Origin of the sequence: Pseudoalteromonas sp. SK18, assembly GCF_001974855.1 — a bacterium.
Taxonomy (GTDB): Bacteria; Pseudomonadota; Gammaproteobacteria; order Enterobacterales; family Alteromonadaceae; genus Pseudoalteromonas.
This window is the reverse complement of record NZ_MTQB01000037.1, coordinates 1-20,200: the sequence shown is the minus strand read 5'-3', so window position 1 is coordinate 20,200 and position 20,200 is coordinate 1. Positions and strand designations below refer to the sequence as shown.

Genomic DNA, 20,200 nt, shown 5'->3' with positions numbered 1-20,200 from the left:
CTTATTATCTTCAATTGGGTATATTTCACCAGCTCAATATGAAACAGACTACTATGATAATTTAAACGAGTCAGGTAAAGTGGCCTGACTTAAACAAACTGGTCTCCGATGAACTCGGGGCGATTCATTTTCTTTCATATCACATTTAGATCCTGAATTAATTCGATTGCTTACAAAACTAGACAATAGCCACTATTATAATTTGTTAGTTTTCATCTCGAAGTTTTCGGACGTTCAGAAAAAAAGCGATATGGAAAATTTGGCAGAATCATACTTTGAGTACAATAAATCTGTAGTTGAGTTAAAAAACTATAAACATACGTGCTTAGTTTCATAACAAGCCATCTAAGTAGTATTTTGCTTCTTTGTTACTTATTTTTAACTAATTTTGGCCTCATTGAGAGGCATTACCAATGTCCGCTCATGGCACAGAGCCGTCCTTCGGCTCTAACTCATTTATGTCCATCGACGATTTATCAATATAACTCACCTTTGCCCCAAAATGAGTTAACCTAAATACTCTGTGGCTTAGCTTTGAGCTGCTGTTAACCATAAAGTTCGTATTTCTCTCTAATTCTACAAAGCATACATTTAATTTTATAACTAGCTGCTTTTTTGAATAGTGCTAATCTAATCGCTTGCATAGTCATGTAGGGGTTTTGCGCCCATCCCCTCGAAATTAACCTTAGCTTGAATTTTCACGCTTAGAGTAACTTTTCGTACCATTGGACTTCACCCCTTGAATAACACAGTTTGTATTATTTAGCCCATCCCCTCGAAATCGGCATTAGTATTCTTAAGTAATAATACACAGTGGTAAACTATCTTATGAAAAGTTTACCACTTTAGTCGCTTAAATCGGCTTTATGGTAATGTTAAGCAGTTGACTGGTAAACATTAACCTCATTGATTAAGGTATGCTGATTAAAAATAACAAGAAAGGCTTACCACTATTTCTTCATCAAACACCAAGCGTATACAAATTCTCAGCGAATCAGAAATCAACGAACTCTATGCCTTACCCAATTTTAACCGTAAAGATCGTGATGATTATTTTTCGTTAGATAGTGAAACTCAAAGGCTCGTCAACGAATTAAGACGTATTGAAACCAGAGTGTATTTTATCTTACTGCTTGGTTACTTTAGGTCACGGCCAATAGTATTTAATTTCTCATTTACTCAAGTCAGTAATGATTTAGATTATGTAAGATCCAAGTATTTCAGCGATAAAGATATGTCTCTTGAGGATTTATCACCAACAACAAAAACTAAGCTGATTAATAAGTTATTAAAATATACAGGGTTTACAGCATACCAAAGCAAGTTAGATAAAGAGCCGCTATTAAAAAGGCTTAACGATGTTGTAAAAATCAACCTTGAACCAAGGTATGTTTTTGATGAATGTATTGCTTATTTTGGTCAAAACAGAATAGCGCTAGCTGGTTATACAACGCTGCAAGACACTATTTCTACGGTATTATCAAATGAGCGTAACCGAATTGAAATGGTGCTGCTTGATAGTTTGTCTTCAGGTACCAGAAAAACATTACTTAAATTACTTGAGTCAAATAATACCTTTACTGACTTAGCCAAGTTAAAGAAAATGGCTAAGGACTTTTCAACGAGCCAAATCACCCAAGAGCTGAAGACGCATAAAATTATACGCTCGCTTTATCCAGAAATTAAGTCACTGATTGCTGAACTGGAGCTATCACCTAAAAATCTTGAATACTATGCTTCACTGGTAAAGCACAAGTCCGTTTATAAGCTTAGAAAACACGCAGATAGCCAAACTATTTTATATCTCGTTTGTTACTTGTTCTTCAGGTACCGAGAGACTAACGACAATCTTGTTGCTGCATTTATTTACTTGGTAAGGAAGTTAACCGAATCAGCTAAAGGCTATGCAAAGCAGCGTATTGTTGAAGATGTAACCATTGTAAGAACCAAATTAAAATCCGCTGGTAGTTTATTAAAGTACTTCATCGATACCGATATGGACGATGATTTAAGCTTTGGTGATGTACGTAAAAAAGCCTTTGAATTGATCCCTGCTGACAGTATTAAACTGTTAAGTGATCACTTAGATAATAACGACTTTGATGGCCGTCAGTACGAATGGCAATTTATTGATAAACAATCCAGTAAAATTAAAAAACTTATCCGCTCATTATTTATGTCTATCGATATTGAGTTCATTCATTTAAAGGATGAACTCCATGAGCAGTATGTTATGGCACATTCTGAACTTAGTGAATTAAAGGCTATCCAAACCATTAACATCGATGTGGTACCTAAACATGACCGAGAGTATTTAGAGGGAGAAAATACCAAATTAATTGCTAATCGATTTGAGTATTTCCTTTATCGTAAAGCCGAACAATTATTTCACAGTAATAGCTTAACGGTGAAAGAAAGCGTTAATAACCGTAGTTTAACGTCAGATCTTATACAACCTAAAGAATGGCAGCAAAAAGAGACAATCATTGAAAACACTGGCCTTGATAAGCTGGCAACACCGATTAACCAAACACTCGCAGATAAGAGCCAACAATTAGAAGTTAAGCTGAAGGAAGCAAGCGAGCATATCTTTAGTGGTGATAATAAGTATGTTGAGTTTATTCCTGGCAAAGCCGAACTCAAGTGGTCAATTCCTAACAGCCGTTGGCAACAAACAATTGAAAACCCGCTCTACAATCAAATTCAACACATGGGTATCGTTGAACTCATGTTGTTTGTTGATCAAAAGACAGGTTACTTAAATTCATTTACACACATATCAGCAACTAAAGAAAAATCACCAGTAAATAAAGAAGATCTGATCGCCTGTATATTGGCAAACGGCACCAATTACGGCCTATATAAAATGGCGAATATCTCTGACCGTTCAATGGGTAAATTACGCAGTGTAGATGATAGTTATGTCAGATATGAAACACTCAAAACGTCTAATGATCAGGTTTCTAATGCTATAGCCACGTTGCCAATATTTGCCTATTACCATGTGGACGATAATCAGTTGTTTTCAAGCATTGATGGTCAAAAATTTGAGTGTCGCATAAATACGTTTAAGGCTCGGTATTCGTCTAAGTACTTCTCCAAAGGTAAAGGTGTTTCAGCATTAACATTGGTTTCTAATCATGTTCCGGTGAGTACGCAAGTCATTGGCGCTAACGAATATGAAGGTCACTTTGCTTTTGACTTACTCTATAACAACTCTTCAGATATACAGCCTAATACCTTATCGACCGATACGCATGGTACCAATAATGTTAACTTCGCTATATTAGATTTCTTTGGTTACACATTCGCCCCTCGATACGCGAAAATGAAAAAGGTGTTTTTTGAGCTATTTGAAGTGACTGAAGAGAACGGAGGCCGTATTCAATTAAAGAAAGATATTAATCATAAGCTAATTGCTGAAGAATGGGACAATATTCAGCATATTGTTTGTTCATTGAGTCGTAAAACCACCACTCAAAGCACAATCATTAGAAAGTTGAGTAACGGCAAGAGCCGAAGATTGTCAGCATTGCATGAGTACGACCGTTTAATTAAATCTATTTATGTTTTGGAGTATGTTGATAATTCAACGTTGCGTCATTACGTCCAGCAAGCCTTGAACAGAGGTGAAGCATACCATCAGTTAAAACGTGCTATTACTTCAGTTAATGGCAATAAATTTCGTGGGGGGAATGATTACCAAGTATCACAATGGAACGATTGTGCTCGACTCATTTCAAATTGCATTATTTATTATAATTCCGCGTTACTATCGGCATTTTTACAAATCCAAGAGAGGAACGGTAGGCAAGATGTGGTTGATGTTATTTCTCGGCTTTCACCTGTTGCTTGGCAACACATTAATCTAAATGGGGAATATGCCTTTAATAAAGACCGCAAAGAAATCGACTTAGCTGGTTTACTTAGTGATGTAGAATCAATAAGTTAAAGAATGCCATCTGTTTGTATTTCTAATTCAAAAGGTACTGCGCATCAAAGTGCCATTAAAAATTGGAGGTGTTGATATTCTATATGCTTGATATATACAAGCTAACATTGATAGAAAACAGATAAGCTAACAAGTTTTTAGTCGAGCCATGAACTGTTCTATAATTGTTCTAATTGCAAAACTCTTCAATTTGGTTTGTTACTAGATTTAAAAATACTTTTCTATGCTCGATTTTAGTAAGTAGCAGCTTTTGGATGTCTTCAGGAACTTTTCTTTCTCCTGCATCTATTGCCATTAGTAATGGCTTGATATCAACTACAAGAAGACCTGCCGCCCTTGCTGCTCGAATGAACTTTAATCTCTTTAATGCACATAAGCCGTAAAGTGAATGGCCTGACTTAGTTTTTTCTTCGCAGTGTACTAAGTTCTCAAGAACATAATTTCTTACCGTATGGACAGATGTTTGTGCAGCTAGTGCCAGTTGAGAAATACTCAAAGGAAAATCCAACGCATCATCATCACTACTAATGAACTTATTGATGTCAGGTATCTCTGTCAAAAAACTGACTTCACCAACAGGAATGTTTTCAACCTTAGATTTAATCATGATTTAGCATGCTTCCAATTTGTGTTGTTAATGGAATGCCTTAAGATATCTTGATTACATTCAATCAATTGGCACTCCATTAACATTTCTGTAAGTACATTACCGTTAAATGATTACCCTGCGCAGCAAGATAGCTCTTTAACGTCTTTGCTAAAGGTTTGAGCGCATAACTTCAATCCTTCAACCATCGTCAAATACGGAAATAGTTGACCTGCCAATTCTTCGACTGTCATTTTATTATGAATAGCAAGAGCCGCACTTTGAATCAGTTCTCCGCCTTCATGGGCTAAAATTTGTGCGCCTATCAGTTTTCCCGTGGATTCTTCAGCTACCAACTTGATAAAACCATCCGTTTCAAAATTTGCTAAAGCTCTTGGTACGTTTTCCATATCAAGTACACGACTTATCGTATTTATTCCTACCGCTGAAGCTTGTACTTCGGTTAGACCTACCGTAGCAACTTGTGGGTCGGTGAATATAACAGCAGGCATGGTAGATAAGTCGAGTTGCGCATTTCCACCTGTCATATTAATTCCAGCCCTACTTCCGGCAGCAGCAGCAACATAAACAAATTGTGGCATATTGGAGCAATCTCCAGCGGCATAAATGTTAGCTGTTGATGTTTCCATCATACTATTAACAACAATGGCACCACTTTTATCTGTTTCAACACCAACATTTTCTAAACCAAGCTTTCCAGTATTTGCATGGCGACCCGTAGAGATAAGCAATTTTTCAGCGATTAATGTTCCTTCGTTAGTTTCCAATGAAAAACCATTGCTATCATAAGAAACATGACTTGCTTGCGTATTATTAAGTACCCTAATACCTTCTTTTTCAAAGCACTCTGCCAGTTTTTCACCTAATAACGGATCTTCAGCATATAAAAGGGTATGTCTGGCTAGAATTGTCACACGGCTACCTAAACGGGCATAAGCTTGCGCAATTTCCAGAGCAACAACGGAGGAGCCGATGACAACTAGACTACTCGGTAACTCTTCTGCAAATAAGGCTTCTGTTGATGTCCAATAAGGTGTATCAACTAAACCCTTAATTGGCGGAATGCTTGGTGTAGAGCCTGTTGCAATTAAAATGCGATCTGCAACCAGCTCTTCTTCACTACCATCAGACTTGTGAACTAGCAAGGTATTTTGATTTTTAAAACGTGCATAACCTTTAAGTAAAGATAGCGCGGGATTACTCTCTAAAATACGTTGATATTTAGCATCGCGTAGTTCTTCGACGCGAGCGTTTTGCTGATGTGCTAATAAGGAGCGGCTAAGTTGTGGCTGAATATTTTCTAAACCATCAAACGGGTTAGTACGTTGCTGATGCGCTAATTGCGCAGCACGGATCAATATTTTTGAAGGAACACAGCCGACATTTACACAGCAACCTCCGATTACATCGGCTCCTTCAATGATAGTAACTCTTGCTCCGCCTTCTGCTGCTTTAATCGCACTGGCAAAGGCCCCTGAACCACTACCAATAATGGCTACATGTAATTGTTCTGGCTGGATGTCATTTGACGAGCAACAACTATTCGTTGACATATTTTATTCCTCTTAAAAAGTTAAGCGGTACAAGTTTCATCATCACAGCGTTTATTCGCAGGAGAAACCATGTCCCAAATTGATACAGCAACCATTAGTCCTAGCCCCGTATAAGTAACGTATGAACTCCACCCGTACTGGAACCAAGGGTATAAAGAGAGTAAAACCAAAATGGGGCCAATTGAACCGATAAAACTACGGTGCCATTGACGATGGCTAAACCAGCCTAAGATATTCATTGCCAGCGCTAATACTGCAAACAGTGGTAACAACGTATTGATAAATACCCCTTCCCACTGACTAAGAAATCCCATCCCAATTGCCGCACCAAGACTAGCTATCGCGGGAAAACACATGGCGCATCCCATTGCCGAAACAAGTGCACCTATAGAGCCTGCTTTATCTCCGATACGCGTAACTAGTTCTAAGGGGCTAAACATTACTTATTTTCACTTTTTAAATTTGAAGGGTAGCCAGCGTTGGTAGTCGCTGCAATTAATGCATTGATGTTGGTTTTAGTGTCATCAAAAGAAACAACAGCTAGCTTAGGCTTGTAGGTAACTTTCGCATTTTCAACGCCATCAACATTTTCTAATGACTTTTTAACTGTGATTGGACATGTCGCACAGTTCATCGTTGGCACTTCCAGTGTAACTGTTTTTACTTCAGCAAAAGCACCAAAACTAGAAAGTGAAAGCAGTGCGGTTAATAATAATTTTTTCATAATTAGCTCCAAATTTTAAAATGTTATAAATTTCTTGATCTGTATATTAAGCAAACAAAAGTATCCAATAATTACTGGTCACTAAAATTGTCGCAACTATAGCGCTCAGCCAGAAAATGACTTTTCGTTGTTGCTGTTTCTTAGGAATTGCACAGGCCGTTCCCGGCTCACACTCTTCTACAGGACGGTAAATTTTCCAACCTGAGTAACCAAACAACAACACTACAAATGCGATAAATAATGGCCTATAGGGTTCAAATGCAGTTAAATTACCAATCCATGAGCCACTTACCCCAAGTAATAACAGGAGCAAAGGACCTACACAGCATACGCCTGCGCCTAATGCTGCTATGATGCCTCCTATCATTGGAAGGTTTGATTCTTTTTGATTCATATAGATACCTCATTAAGTGATAATGCAAGTGTATTGCATGTACCTAAGTACGGAGTCAAGGGTGATTTATAAAAAATTTATCTTTGATAATCTGCTACGACAGATACGGGGAATAAGCTAACTTGAATTAAGGCGCAGAAGTAAAATTGGATATGCTGTTTTAGTGGGAAATGGTAGTTAAGTGAATCATTTACTTCGGTTGCAACGAATCAATTATTGGGCAGTGGCTATCGTCATCATTATTTTGGCATTGTCCTAAATGTTCTTCCAAAGCGTGTTCTAACAACAACAAGTCAGCCATCTTTTTTTGTACTGCGATCAGTTTTTTATTAGCTAATTCTTGTACTTTACTACATGGGCTATCGTTTAACGCAAGTAACCCTTCAATCTCATTTAGCGTAAAACCTAATTCTTGAGAACGCTTGATAAAATGTATTCTATTTACCGTTTCTTTCGGGTAATGTCTATAGCCCTGCATAGGCTTTGGTGGTTGTTTAATTAAGCCTTTGCGTTCATAAAAGCGAATTGTTTCGACATTTACACTCAGTTCTTTAGCCAACATACTTATGGTTCGTTTAGACACGTTATCAATTACCTTACTGACTTTTTGTTTACTTACTTTATATCTAATTAAAGTGACCATCAATGAATACCAGTTTAAACATCGCTAATTGATTTTGTTTTTTCTTCTATTAAATAAGTAAAGTTACCGTTGTTACAACAATATTAAACCACAACAATGTATGGTTTATCCTTTTTCATTATCAAAGTCCAAATTAGTGTTATTACATGCAGTTCTACATGAGTACACCCTAAAGATACTGTTAATATATCACAGGCAATTACGTAATGACACCACTTAAATAAACCTATATGATATGACACCATCTAAATAGACCTAATTAGGCAAAAATGTTCATAAGAGCATATTTACGAGCATCAACTTCTGAGCAAGATGCAAATAGAGCAAAAAGCTCATTAAAAAAATTCGTTTCTGGCTTCAGCAAACGAATTGCTTCTTTTTATATAGAAAATAAATCTGGTAATTCTTTAGATAGACCAGAGCTAATTCGTTTATTGGATGAATCAGAGTCCGGTGATGTTTTGTTAGTTGAATCAATCGATCGTTTAACAAGGCTAAGCCCTGATGATTGGAAAACTCTTGTAGCCTCAATAAATGAAAAAGGAATTAGTGTTGTTAGTTTAGATCTACCAACCAGTCATTTAACATTTGGCAGTTTTCCAAGTGATGATTTTATGAGATCAATACTTAGTGCTATTAATAATATGCTGTTAGAAATATTAGCGGCCAGTGCATATAAAGAATATCGAGAACGTGAACGTAAGCAAAAAGAAGGTATTGTAAAAGCACAGCAAAAGGGACTTTATCACGGTCGTCAGCCTGATTTAGAGGCTCATGATAGGATTGCCTCGTTTACTGAAGCTGGATTTAGTATTAATAAAACGGCTGAAGCAGTTGGAGTTAGTCGAAGTACGGTAATTAGAGTTAGAAAAAAGCTTAAAAATTTAGACTAAGGTTAATTTCGAGGGGATGGGCGCAAAACCCCTAATTGGTGTTGGCAGCTCCATGCGCTGACGGTATGTAAGGCACTTTTTCTATCTTTGGTTGTAAATGAACGACGTGCTGTTTTTCCATCAATGGCAATGATATCAGCACCAGTGGTTTCAATAAGTGATGATATCCAAGATTGAAATGAATGCTCTATTTCATCTGATTTTAACCGACAAATGACACGGGCAATGGTGTCGTGTCTTGGGATACCCTCTTTGAAAGCGCCATATTTTTTTAACCAATCAAGTTTTAGATGCCCAAAATCTTCAATATCCTCCCATCCTTCTGCGCCGGAGAGTACAGCACTAATGGCTAAGAGGAGAATATCGATAAGTTCATGCTTTTTACAGCGTTCAATGCGAGGATCGGTAATTGAATCAAAGTGTTTCAGAAAAGTAGCGCTCATATTAAGTGACCAAGGTGATTATAATGCCTTGATCTGATCGCTACTTGTTCTAGAAGTTCAATTTATAATGATCTTGCCGTGGATTGTCCTGTATAAACTACTTAATTTGATTGACTTGAGTGGGTTTCTTGACTACCATGTTTTTTAAAATTTTGATGTTAGAGTAAAAATGAAAAATACTTGGATTAGTTTGTTAGTAGTACTATCGATTGCATTGCAGTCGTTTGCTTCTGTGGCTAATTCAAATGAAAGTCATCAGATTGACTCTCTACATATTCAAACAGAACATTCCCATGATAGTGATGATATTGAACTTTTCGATGAATCATCTGACACTGAACATAATATTAAAGATTGCCATCATTGTGGTCACTGTCAAGGCACTCACACACAGTGGGTTGCCAGTAATAAATCTACACTACAGACCCCTAAACTTATTATTACAAATCAATATTTTTATGCTGATCATGTAGATAAAATATTCACTGAAGAACCTATACGCCCCCCAATCGTTTAATTTAGTTTTAAAGCTATATTCGTAACAAATTTATTCTTAACTAGCGCTTAATGTAGCCTAGTTGGTTTAGTTGCGGCATTTTATTATTAAATTAAGAGATTATTATGAAATTTTTCTCAGCAAAATCTGCTGGAATCGCATTATTTATCGGCTTTTCAGCAAGTTTATCTGTTAGTAGCTTCGCTTTTGCTAAGCCAACGCTATCGAGTGACTGGCTCGATCGGCAAATCAATAAACACCCTGATATTGTCTCAGCACGTGAACTCATGAATGCTGAATTTTCCAAAGCACAGGGCAGTAAGTTACCACTTTACAACCCAGAACTATCGACAGGTTACGAGCGTGAAGGTGACGGAAATAATTACAATATTGGTATTAGCCAAACGATTGACTTGTGGGATAAGCAGGCTGTTAATGCTGCTATCGGCGATAAAATATTAACGGCGGCCAGTAAACAATTCACTTATGCGATAGAGCAGAAAAAAGCACAAGCCTTAAAAGCACTTATTAATTGGCAACTTGCCATGGATAAGTCGTCACTTGCTTTTGAACAAGAGCAACAGTTAGAAACCTTGCTTAAAATTGTAACTAAAAGGCAGAAAGCTGGCGATCTTGGTCAGGTTGATGCTGAGTTAACTTTCTTGAATTTGTCGCAAATGCTTAATAAAACGGCCCAAATACAAGCACAGTTAACACAAGCTCAAGCCAAGGTTAATGAGTTGTTGCCTGATTGGCGTCCTGATACACAAGCATATCCAGAGCAGGGCTTAGGCGTTACAAACTTTCAAGTAGCTGAGCAGTGGTTAACGCAGCACCCGCAAGTATTAGCCTCTCAAGCACTGTGGCAAATGCAAAAAAGTAAAGCTCAATATGCCATGCTTGAAACCAAAGCCGATCCTACCATTGGAATTAGTGCCGGAAAAAATGATGTCGATAATGTTGTCGGAGTTACTTTTTCTATGCCGTTAAATATTCGTAATGATTACCAAGCTAATGCCAAAGCACAAAACCAACAAGCTATCGCCGCAGAAGCAAATTTTCGTTCAGTAATGCGTAAGCAAAAGTATTTGATACAGGCAAGTACTGCCTCACTAATCTCTAATAAAAAATACCTTGGCCGTTGGCAACAGTTAATGCAAGGACGCGGCGAACACAGCGCGCAGTTATTGCAAAAACAATGGCAAGTAGGTGATTTAAATACCTCGGATTATTTATTGGCATTACAACAAAGAGCGGAAGGTTTATACGCGGGCATTGAATTACAAGCCCAGTTCAAAATAAGCGAAGTGCAATGGCTACTCGATGTAGGCCAATTAAATGCGGCAACTAAGCTATTAAACTAAACCTATTATATCACTTTACGCGGCTTGATGAGCGTGAATTGTTACAGAATTTGGAATTAAAAATGAAAAATAAAATAACTGATAAAACATCTCATAAAATAGTGAAAAAAATAAAACTCATTACCCTAAGTAGTTTATTTACTGGCTTAGCTGTCGTGTCAACTACGGCATTATCATATAACGATGCCGCTCTAGAAAAAACGCCAGCAGTAGAGCAATCCATCGTATTAAAAACTGACCATGATCATGACTCTGAAAGTGAAGAAGTGCATGACGAAAGTGGTCATGAACATGGTAGTGATGAAAGCAAAGACGACCATGCTGCGGAGGAGAAATCTGATGACGGTCATGACCATGGTAGTGAAACAGCGAGTAAAGAAACAGCTGAAGAAGAACATGAAGAAGGCATAAGTTTTAGTCCAGAAAAAATGGCACTCGCCAATATCAAAGTGACTAACTTAAAGCCGGCAATTTTTGCTAAAAGTATCTATGCACCAGGAGAAATAAAAGCGAACGGTTATACCAGTTACATTGTCTCTTCACGTACTGAATCGGTAGTGATCAGTCGTCATGCTATTTTAGGTGAACATGTGACTAAGGGTCAGTCTTTAGTTACCTTATTTAGTGAATCAATGGCCGAAGCACAAGCACAATATCGTGTTGCTTACAGTGAGTGGCAACGAACTAAAAAATTGGGCCTTGGCACCGTCAGTGAAAGCCGCCTATTAGCCAGTGAAACAGATTACATTTCAGCTTATGGTCGATTAACTGCCTTTGGTTTAACCAAAGCAGCCATTAAAGATATTGTAAAAAACAACTCATCAAATCTTGGTGAATATACCTTAGTCGCTCAGCGCTCTGGTGTGGTTTTAAGTGATGATTTCTCTCAAGGACAACGTGTGCCTGCCGGTGAAAAAATCATGGTATTGGCTGATGAAAAAGACTTATGGGTTGAAGCGCGTGTTTCGCCAAATAAAAAATTAAGTCTTCCTATTGGCACCATTGCAAAAGTTGAGTTTGCCGGGCAAGTGCATGTTGCCAAGGTCATTCAAGAAGCACATACCATTGATCCAAGTACGCGTACCCGAATCGTTAGACTGTCGGTTGAAAATACTGATGACAGTTTGCATTCAGGCATGTTTGTTAATGTAAATTTTCAGTTTGATACGCAAAGCCCTGTAATGGCAGTACCAGAAACAGCATTAATGCGTGGTGCCGATGGTGATTGGACGGTATTTGTTGAAGACCATTCTGGTGAATTTAAAGCCGTTGAAGTTGAATTAGGTCAGCCATTAGGCAATTACCGTCAAATTATCGGTATTGAGCCTAATACCCGTTTGGTAACAAAAGGTGCCTTTTTTGTTGCGTCAGAAATAGCAAAAGGCGGATTTGATCCGCACGGCCACTAGGGGAATAAGATTATGTTTAATAAAATGATTGATTGGTCGATCAATAATCGACTCTTAGTAATTATCGCCCTAATTGCTACTATGGCAGGCTCTGTTATGGTGATCCCAAAACTAAATTTAGATGCTTTTCCTGATGTAACCAATGTTCAGGTAGCGGTTAATACTGAAGCACCGGGCTTAGCCGCTGAAGAAGTAGAGCAGTTAATAACCTATCCCATTGAAGCAGTAATGTATGCGTTGCCTGATGTAGAGCAAGTACGCTCTATTTCAAAAACGGGTTTATCGGGTGTTACTGTTGTCTTTAAAGAAGGCACAGACATCTACTTTGCTCGCCAGTTAGTATTTGAGCGTTTACAAGCGGCAAAAGAGTTAATTCCGCAAGGCGTGGGCACACCAGCAATGGGACCTAACACCTCAGGTTTGGGTCAAGTTTTTCAGTATTTGTTAATTGCAGATAAAGATTCTGGTTATGATTCTATGACCTTAAGGAGCTTGAACGATTGGATAGTAAAGTTATTGGTTATGCCGGTAGATGGTGTTACCGACGTCTTATCTTTTGGCGGCAACGTCAGACAGTATCAAGTCAACATTGAGCCAAGTAAATTATTATCATATGAGTTAACGCAAGACGATATTGTTACTGCACTCGATAACAACAATGCCAATGTTGGCGGTTGGTACATGAACCGTGGACAAGAGCAATTAGTTATTCGTGGCACAGGTTGGTTTAATAGTGGCGAAGCAGGTTTAGCTGATATTAGACAAGTACCGGTTAAAACGGTTGATGGTACTGTGGTGACTATCGAAGATGTAGCCAAGGTTTCGCTGGGTAGTGAAATACGCCAAGGCGCAGTTACTATGACGCGCAGAGATGCACAGGGTAACATTGAAAACTTAGGTGAAGTGGTTTCAGGTATCGTATTGAAACGTATGGGCGCAAATACTAAAGCGACAATCGACGGTATAAGTGCACGTATTCCAATGATCAACCAAGCACTACCTGAAGGCGTACGTTTTGAACCTTTCTACGATCAGGCAGATTTAATTACTAAAGCAGTTGATACTGTAGTGCAAGCATTAGCGCTGGCATTTATATTTATCGCTATCGTACTTGCTCTGTTTTTAATGAACTTACGCGCAACCTTTTTAGTGTTAATTTCAATTCCTATTTCAATCGCTATCGCCTTAATGGTGATGTCTTGGATAGGTTTATCGGCAAACTTAATGTCGTTAGGTGGTATCGCTGTTGCTATTGGTATGTTGGTTGATGGCTCTGTTGTGATGGTTGAAAACATGTTCAAACACCTTAATAGACCTGATTCAACACATTACAAAAATGCGCAAGCGAGAACGTTAGGCACAGATGCTGATCCCCACGATGTAGAACATGATAAAGAAGGCATTCCTCTACGATTAAAAGAAGCAGGAAAAGAAGTTGCACGCCCGGTATTTTTTGCTGCCTCTATTATTTTAGTGGTATTTACACCGTTATTTAGCTTTGAAGGAGTGGAAGCTAAATTGTTCCAGCCGATGGCTATCAGTATTATTTTAGCGGTTATTTCGGCTATTTTAGTGGCACTGTTTGTGGTTCCAGCCTTAGCAACCTTTATGTTTAATAAAGGCGTTAAAGAAAGAGAAAGTTTTGTCTTAAAACCATTAGATAAGCTTTATCGAAAAGGCCTCAAAGCCGCGATGAAACACACGAAAGTAGTTATTATTGCTTCATTATTGTTACTTGTGGGTGCAGCATCTTTAATACCTCAAATAGGGACTGAATTTGTACCAGAATTAGAAGAGGGTACCATTAACCTAAGAGCAACATTAGCGCCATCAGCAAGTTTAGAAACAGCCTTGTCGGTTGCTCCAATTCTTGAAGAAAAGTTAATGGAGTTCCCCGAAGTTGAATATACCCTAAGTCGAATTGGACGTGCTGAAATCGGCGGTGATCCTGAACCAGTTAATAACATCGAAATTTACATTGGCTTAAAACCTGTTTCAGAATGGACAAGTGCCAAAAATCGCGTTGAATTACAAGGTTTAATGGAAGAGAAACTTGAGCAATTCCCAGGGTTATTACTTAACTTTTCACAGCCCATAGCGACTCGTGTAGATGAATTACTGTCAGGAGTTAAAGCGCAACTTGCCATTAAATTGTTTGGACCAGAATTAGATATGTTGGCGAGCAAAGGTCAAGAAATTGAAGCGGCAATCAAACAAATTGATGGCGCAAGAGATGTAGCCTTAGAGCAAATCGCTGGTGAAGCACAGTTAGTGATTAAACCGAAAAGACAGCAATTGTCACGTTTTGGTTTGTCAGTTGGCGATGTCATGGAAGTGGTTAAAAACGGTATCGGTGGCGTTAGCGCTGGCCAAATAATCAATGGTAATGAACGTTATGATATTTATGTTCGCATTGAAGAAAAATACCGTGATAACCAAGAAGCTATTGCAGATCTGAGAATACAATCACCTACGGGTGCTTGGGTACGTTTAGGCGATATTGCTACCGTCAGTTTTGAATCTGGCCCACCACAAGTGCGACGTGATGATGTACAGCGACGCGTGGTAATTCAAGCCAATGTTCAAGGTCGAGACATGGGAAGTGTTGTTAGCGACATTCGTGCAGTTATTGATAGCAAAGTAGATTTACCTGCAGGTTATTCTGTAGTGATTGGTGGTCAATTTGAAAACCAACAACGTGCGCAGCAGCGACTATCAGTGGTAGTGCCTCTATCATTGGCACTAATTGCCTTGCTACTTTATTTCGCCTTTGGCTCTGTTGGTCAAGCGATGCTTATTTTAGTGAATGTACCCTTGGCCGTTATAGGTGGTATTTTCTCACTGTATATTTCAGGTCAATACTTGTCAGTGCCAAGTTCAGTCGGCTTTATCACTTTGTTTGGTGTCGCCGTGCTTAATGGTGTAGTCATGGTAGAAAGCATTAACCAGCTGGTAAAAGATGGTATAGACACCTCAAAAGCTGTTTTTGATGGGGCAGTATCTCGTTTACGTCCAGTATTAATGACCGCCATTACTTCTGCGTTAGGTTTAATTCCAATGCTGATGTCCAATGGAGTTGGCGCTGAAATTCAACGACCACTGGCGAGTGTTATTGTTGGCGGTTTGGTTACTGCAACGTTACTCACCTTGTTTGTGTTACCGGTTTTATATGCTTGGTTCTCAAAAGCCAAAATCAAAGATCTTAGAGACTAACGCGCTAGATAACTTAGTGACTTACTCATTAACTTACAAATTAATAAAGTAAGTAACTAATTTGATAGCACTATAAATCGCTACTAGCTAAGCTCTTGTCAAAAGCAGGGCTTAGCCAGTCATTTTCACTCGATGCAGAGATTCAATAGTAGGCTTTTATTAGCTTCGAATTTTTGCATCCTAAATTTAGGGAATAATGATGAAAAAGCTGTCGTTTTTCAATTATTCGCCAAACCTCCTTATTATCGCCACCGTGCTATTTATTATAGTGACGGGCAATTCTACATTTTTTGAACAAGTTAATTCGGTATACCCGTGGCAAGATAATCAAGGTTTTATTATCGCGCTGACTCTTGTGGTAATGAGTGTATTAACCATTATTGTGTCATTTTTCAGTATTATCATTCCCGTTCGAATAGTACTGAGCAGTCTTTTACTCTTATCTGCCATGGCTGGTTATTATACCGATAGCTTTGGCACCATCATTGATAATGTAATGATTCAAAACATTGCTGAAACGAATATCGATGAAGCAACTGACTTACTGTCATTTGAGTATTTTTTAACTGTTTTGTTGTTAGCCATAGTACCTATAGCTTGCCTTTTTATGGTCAAAATAGATAAATCGTCATGGACAAAAAACTGTTGGCTACAAATAAGTAATACCATCATGGCACTTGGTGTAATTACTGTTTCACTTTATATTTTTAGTGCTCAATTCACTAATTTCTTTAGAGAACACAAGCCATTAAGATTTTACTTAAATCCTATCTATCCCATTTACTCTACGGGATTTTTCCTCAAGGACGTGCTTGAACAGCAAGAAAATAACGAATTTTTAATGGTAGTAAACTCTGCCAATGATATTGATAAAGAGTCGCATAAAAAACTCTACATTGTCATTGTCGGTGAAACTGTCCATGCGGGTAATCTTTCTATAAATGGCTATAAACGAGAAACTACACCATTATTAGCTCAAAGAGATGATTTAATTAGTTTTGATAAATTCTATGCTTGTGGCACATCAACCGCGATTTCGGTCCCTTGTATGTTTTCATTCGATAACCGAGAGTCATTTGATAATAAAAAAGCACGGCGAACACAAAACGTATTAGATGTTATTTCCAAAGCCGGGGTAAGTGTCCTTTGGCGAGACAATAACTCTAGTTCAAAAGGCGTCGCAGATCGTGTCGAATACCAAAATTTCAAATCACCTGAGCTAAATTCAGTGTGCGATATAGAGTGTCGTGACATTGGTATGTTAGACGGTTTACAGGGGTATATTGATGATCAAGAAGGTAGTGTACTCATAGTGCTTCATCAAATGGGCAACCACGGCCCGGCATATTACAAACGATACCCCAAAGACTTTGAGAAGTTCACTCCTGCCTGTCAAACAAGCGAACTCTCCGCCTGTGAAACTAGCGAAATTGTTAATGCGTATGATAATGCCATTCTCTATACCGATTACTTTATCAATGAAACCATTAATTTATTAGAAGAGAACAATACCAACTTTGAAACTGCCATGTTTTATATTGGCGATCATGGTGAATCGTTAGGTAAGAACGGACTCTACTTACATGGTATGCCTTACATGCTGGCGCCTGAAGAACAGACTCATGTACCTTTAATTGCTTGGTTCGGCTCTTCATCACACGTTGATATGGAAAGTACGGTCAAACAAAGTAAAAAAGAAAGTTCTCACGATGCTTTTTCTTTTTCTTTACTACATGCGTTAAATATCAGCACAGATATGTCATTGCCTGAAAAAGCGCCATCACCACTATTTGTTATGCAAGAGGAAGAGTAAATGTCAAATAATAACCATACGCACAGCCATGCACATAACCATGACGGAAAATTAAGCATGGCAGTATTTATCAATATTTTACTTACTGTGGCCCAAGTTATCGGCGGGGTTTTATCAGGTAGTTTATCCTTGATTGCTGATGCGCTTCATAACCTCAGTGATGCAGGCGCTATCGTTATTGCGATTGTTGCGAGAAAAATTGCAAGAAAACCCGCTAATAGCCAAATGACTTTTGGTTTTAAACGGGCTGAAATTATCGGGGCATTAATCAACAGTACTACCCTTATTATTCTTGGTATATATCTCATTTATGCCGCAGTTGAGAAGTACTTTAACCCTCAACCTATTGATGGTTGGATTGTTGTTTGGATTGCGACAATAGCCTTAGTGATTGATTCCATAACCGCGTGGTTGACTTATCAAGCAGGCGCGAAGAATAACTTGAATCTCAGAGCGGCATTTATTCATAATTTATCTGATGCCTTTGCTTCTGTCGTTGTCATTGTTGCGGGTAGTTTGATCATTTTATATCAATGGTATGTTGTCGATTTATTGGCAACCATACTTATCTCGGTTTATGTGGTGTACCACGGTATTATTTTAGCTAAGCAAAGTATTCGTATTTTAATGCAAGCGGTCCCCGTTGATATCGATATCGATAAGATTTGTAAGGATATCGAATCAATGGAGAATGTTGAAAAAGTAAGACACATTCATGTGTGGCAATTAGATGATAGCGAAGTGTATTTAGAAACCAGTGTTAACTTAAAAACGATGGAACAATTCCAAGATCTTAAGCCAATTAAAGATTTGCTCGCAGCTCAATACGGTATTCACCACTCGACCATAGAAGTGGTAGTAGGGAACACCTTGCAAATGGAGAATTGTTTTGAACTTGAGTAAACACCTGCTTTATTCAATGTATGCATTAACGCTTATTGCTTTTTTATTTGAAACAACAAATAGCGATATTTGGCTTCAAAATTTGTTATTCAATGCATCCAACCAAACGTGGTTAATTGATAAATATGAAGAGCCTTATCGTTTTATTTTTTACTTGTTGCCTAAATACAGCATTATTTTGTTGGCACTGTCGCTCATTGCTTTTTACGTTATCGCTTGTAGACGCAAGTACTCTAAGCACTTTCAAAAGCGATTATTAGTGGTTATTTTCTCTTTGATGTTAGTGCCGTCAGTCATCGGCGGTTTAAAAGCAACAACCAATGGTGCTTGTCCTGCGCAGCTTGAACTATATGGCGGCGATGTCCCTTATGTTAAGGCGTTTGAATTAATGCCTGAATCGTTTGAGTCAACTAAAAAGTACAAGTGCTTTCCTGCGGGTCATGCCAGCGGTGGTTTTGCCTTAATGTCATTATTCTTTTTGTTTTATCGTCCGAAATACCAATGTATTGCGATAGCGTTTGCTGTTTCTACTGGCTGGATTATGGGGAGTTATAAGATGGCGATAGGTGACCATTTTTTAAGTCACACACTAACAACGATGACGTTGTCATGGTTAATCATTTGTTTGATAGCCGCGGTAGTGTTTCGTACCTTACACTTTCCTAATTCCAAACCTAATGCTAAGAATAGCCAACAGGAGCCAATCAATGGGTACTAAGCAAAAGCCGACGGGAATAAAACGAATATACCTAGCAGCGGGGCATTCACTCAGAGCGTTTAAATGGCTGATAGCAAATGAAGCAGCGTTTAAACAAGAATTCTGGCTGTCAGTTCTTCTCGTTGTGGGCTGTTTATTCTTTCCATTTTCACTTTTTGAGTACGTGTTTCTTTGGTGCGCTTTATTATTCGTATTGTTGGCAGAAATCTTCAATACCGCTATTGAGGCAGTAGTCGATAGAATTGGCGCGGAAATTCATCCGCTGTCAGGTTTAGCGAAAGACTTAGGCTCTTTGGCTGTGATGGTGAGCGTTATCATCGCAACTTTAATATGGGCTGGTGTATTTATTCAGCACTTGAGCTTATGAAGTGTAAATGTTATTAGAATGTATATAGCTATCAAATTCCTTATGAGTTGGATAACAAAAGGCAATATTGAGGAATTTAATGAACGCGATGCTATTACAACTATTAAAAAGCTAGAGCTTAAAAGGCAGCAATTAAAGTCTGAAGGCAATGGTAAAAAATTATCAACTGCAGAACTTAAACTGTTACTTTCTGCATACAATTACACTGGTAATGAGAAGCTATCTAATAAAATAGCTACAACCTTGATTGAAAGGCGTAATAACCGCGCAGAACAAGCATCCAGCAAAGAAGAAATAGATATTGCGAATAAACTGACTATAGATAATTTAGATATTCCATATTAAAAAGCATATTACATATTTTTGGTATGTGCTCTCAATAACACCAAAAATATGTAATGTAGACCTATTTTTAATAACTTCCCATAAAATACGACGAATATAGCCCTACAAATAAATAAAACACCAAGAATATGTTATGTACATACAAAGGTACAAGCTCTCAACACCAAAAATATGTTGCGTACATGCAAAGATATAACCCCTAACACCAAAAATATGTTGCGTACATGCAAAGATATAACGTGAGCGTCTAGCGAACTACACCTATGTTTTAAAATTCCAGGGTAACAAGCTGTCGATATCGGGCTCAGGCTGGCACAGTTCATCAAGGCAAGCACAGATGTAATTAAATGGGATTAGACCATT

At 38.1% G+C, this 20,200-nt stretch carries 17 protein-coding genes and 1 pseudogene; 11 read left to right on the top strand and 7 right to left on the bottom strand.

What is annotated here, in order from left to right; all coding sequences use genetic code 11:
• Positions 1-952 precede the first annotated feature (952 nt).
• Positions 953-3,952, top strand: a complete 3,000-nt coding sequence (locus BW139_RS17500) for a Tn3 family transposase (RefSeq protein ID WP_076915769.1) — start codon at positions 953-955, stop codon at positions 3,950-3,952.
• A gap of 169 nt (positions 3,953-4,121) precedes the next feature.
• On the opposite strand, the gene BW139_RS17495 is transcribed toward BW139_RS17500, so the two are convergent.
• The 6 genes from BW139_RS17495 to merR all read right to left on the bottom strand — a co-directional run bounded on the left by BW139_RS17495 (position 4,122) and on the right by merR (position 7,873).
• Positions 4,122-4,559 carry a MerR family transcriptional regulator gene (locus BW139_RS17495; protein ID WP_008110853.1) on the bottom strand — a complete coding sequence of 146 codons (438 nt, stop codon included), beginning with the start codon at positions 4,557-4,559 and terminating at the stop codon, positions 4,122-4,124.
• Between the two features lie 113 nt (positions 4,560-4,672).
• Entirely contained in the window at positions 4,673-6,112 is a 1,440-nt protein-coding gene (gene merA / locus BW139_RS17490; protein ID WP_008467329.1) for a mercury(II) reductase, read from the bottom strand.
• Between the two features lie 20 nt (positions 6,113-6,132).
• A complete protein-coding gene (merC, locus tag BW139_RS17485; protein ID WP_008467331.1) occupies positions 6,133-6,552 on the bottom strand; it encodes an organomercurial transporter MerC in 420 nt (139 codons plus the stop codon).
• Positions 6,552-6,836, bottom strand: a complete 285-nt coding sequence (gene merP, locus BW139_RS17480) for a mercury resistance system periplasmic binding protein MerP (RefSeq protein WP_008110847.1) — start codon at positions 6,834-6,836, stop codon at positions 6,552-6,554. The genes merC and merP overlap by 1 nt, the downstream gene beginning before the upstream one ends.
• A gap of 46 nt (positions 6,837-6,882) precedes the next feature.
• Entirely contained in the window at positions 6,883-7,230 is a 348-nt protein-coding gene (locus BW139_RS17475; RefSeq protein WP_016899520.1) for a mercuric transporter MerT family protein, read from the bottom strand.
• Between the two features lie 190 nt (positions 7,231-7,420).
• Complete coding sequence (gene merR, locus BW139_RS17470) at positions 7,421-7,873, bottom strand: Hg(II)-responsive transcriptional regulator (protein WP_008110844.1); 453 nt, start codon at positions 7,871-7,873, stop codon at positions 7,421-7,423.
• 269 nt (positions 7,874-8,142) lie between these two features.
• Between merR and BW139_RS17465 the strand changes: the two genes are divergently transcribed.
• Complete coding sequence (locus BW139_RS17465) at positions 8,143-8,766, top strand: recombinase family protein (protein ID WP_008467336.1); 624 nt, start codon at positions 8,143-8,145, stop codon at positions 8,764-8,766.
• A gap of 32 nt (positions 8,767-8,798) precedes the next feature.
• Here BW139_RS17465 and BW139_RS17460 read toward each other — a convergent pair.
• Positions 8,799-9,209: pseudogene (locus BW139_RS17460) on the bottom strand (ISAs1 family transposase); the annotation flags it as partial.
• 169 nt (positions 9,210-9,378) lie between these two features.
• Here BW139_RS17460 and BW139_RS17455 point away from each other — a divergent pair.
• The 9 genes from BW139_RS17455 to BW139_RS17415 all read left to right on the top strand — a co-directional run bounded on the left by BW139_RS17455 (position 9,379) and on the right by BW139_RS17415 (position 19,837).
• Positions 9,379-9,726 (top strand): hypothetical protein, encoded by a 348-nt coding sequence (locus tag BW139_RS17455; RefSeq protein WP_010554760.1) that lies wholly within the window; start codon positions 9,379-9,381, stop codon positions 9,724-9,726.
• A gap of 104 nt (positions 9,727-9,830) precedes the next feature.
• Positions 9,831-11,069 (top strand): TolC family protein, encoded by a 1,239-nt coding sequence (locus tag BW139_RS17450; RefSeq protein WP_024603421.1) that lies wholly within the window; start codon positions 9,831-9,833, stop codon positions 11,067-11,069.
• Positions 11,070-11,131: 62 nt separating this feature from the next.
• On the top strand, positions 11,132-12,478 hold the full coding sequence (locus tag BW139_RS17445; protein WP_008467342.1) for an efflux RND transporter periplasmic adaptor subunit: 1,347 nt from the start codon (positions 11,132-11,134) through the stop codon (positions 12,476-12,478).
• Positions 12,479-12,490: 12 nt separating this feature from the next.
• Entirely contained in the window at positions 12,491-15,691 is a 3,201-nt protein-coding gene (locus BW139_RS17440; protein ID WP_076920499.1) for an efflux RND transporter permease subunit, read from the top strand.
• Positions 15,692-15,887: 196 nt separating this feature from the next.
• On the top strand, positions 15,888-17,504 hold the full coding sequence (locus tag BW139_RS17435) for a phosphoethanolamine transferase (RefSeq protein WP_229816631.1): 1,617 nt from the start codon (positions 15,888-15,890) through the stop codon (positions 17,502-17,504).
• Positions 17,505-18,407, top strand: coding sequence for a cation diffusion facilitator family transporter (locus BW139_RS17430; protein WP_002962881.1), 903 nt, complete (start codon positions 17,505-17,507; stop codon positions 18,405-18,407). It begins immediately after the preceding gene.
• Positions 18,394-19,125, top strand: a complete 732-nt coding sequence (locus tag BW139_RS17425) for a phosphatase PAP2 family protein (RefSeq protein WP_002962876.1) — start codon at positions 18,394-18,396, stop codon at positions 19,123-19,125. Before BW139_RS17430 ends, BW139_RS17425 begins: the two co-directional genes overlap by 14 nt.
• Positions 19,115-19,492, top strand: coding sequence for a diacylglycerol kinase (locus tag BW139_RS17420; RefSeq protein ID WP_008467350.1), 378 nt, complete (start codon positions 19,115-19,117; stop codon positions 19,490-19,492). The genes BW139_RS17425 and BW139_RS17420 overlap by 11 nt, the downstream gene beginning before the upstream one ends.
• Positions 19,493-19,534: 42 nt before the next feature.
• Positions 19,535-19,837, top strand: coding sequence for a hypothetical protein (locus tag BW139_RS17415; RefSeq protein WP_008467353.1), 303 nt, complete (start codon positions 19,535-19,537; stop codon positions 19,835-19,837).
• The last annotated feature ends 363 nt before the right edge of the window (positions 19,838-20,200 follow it).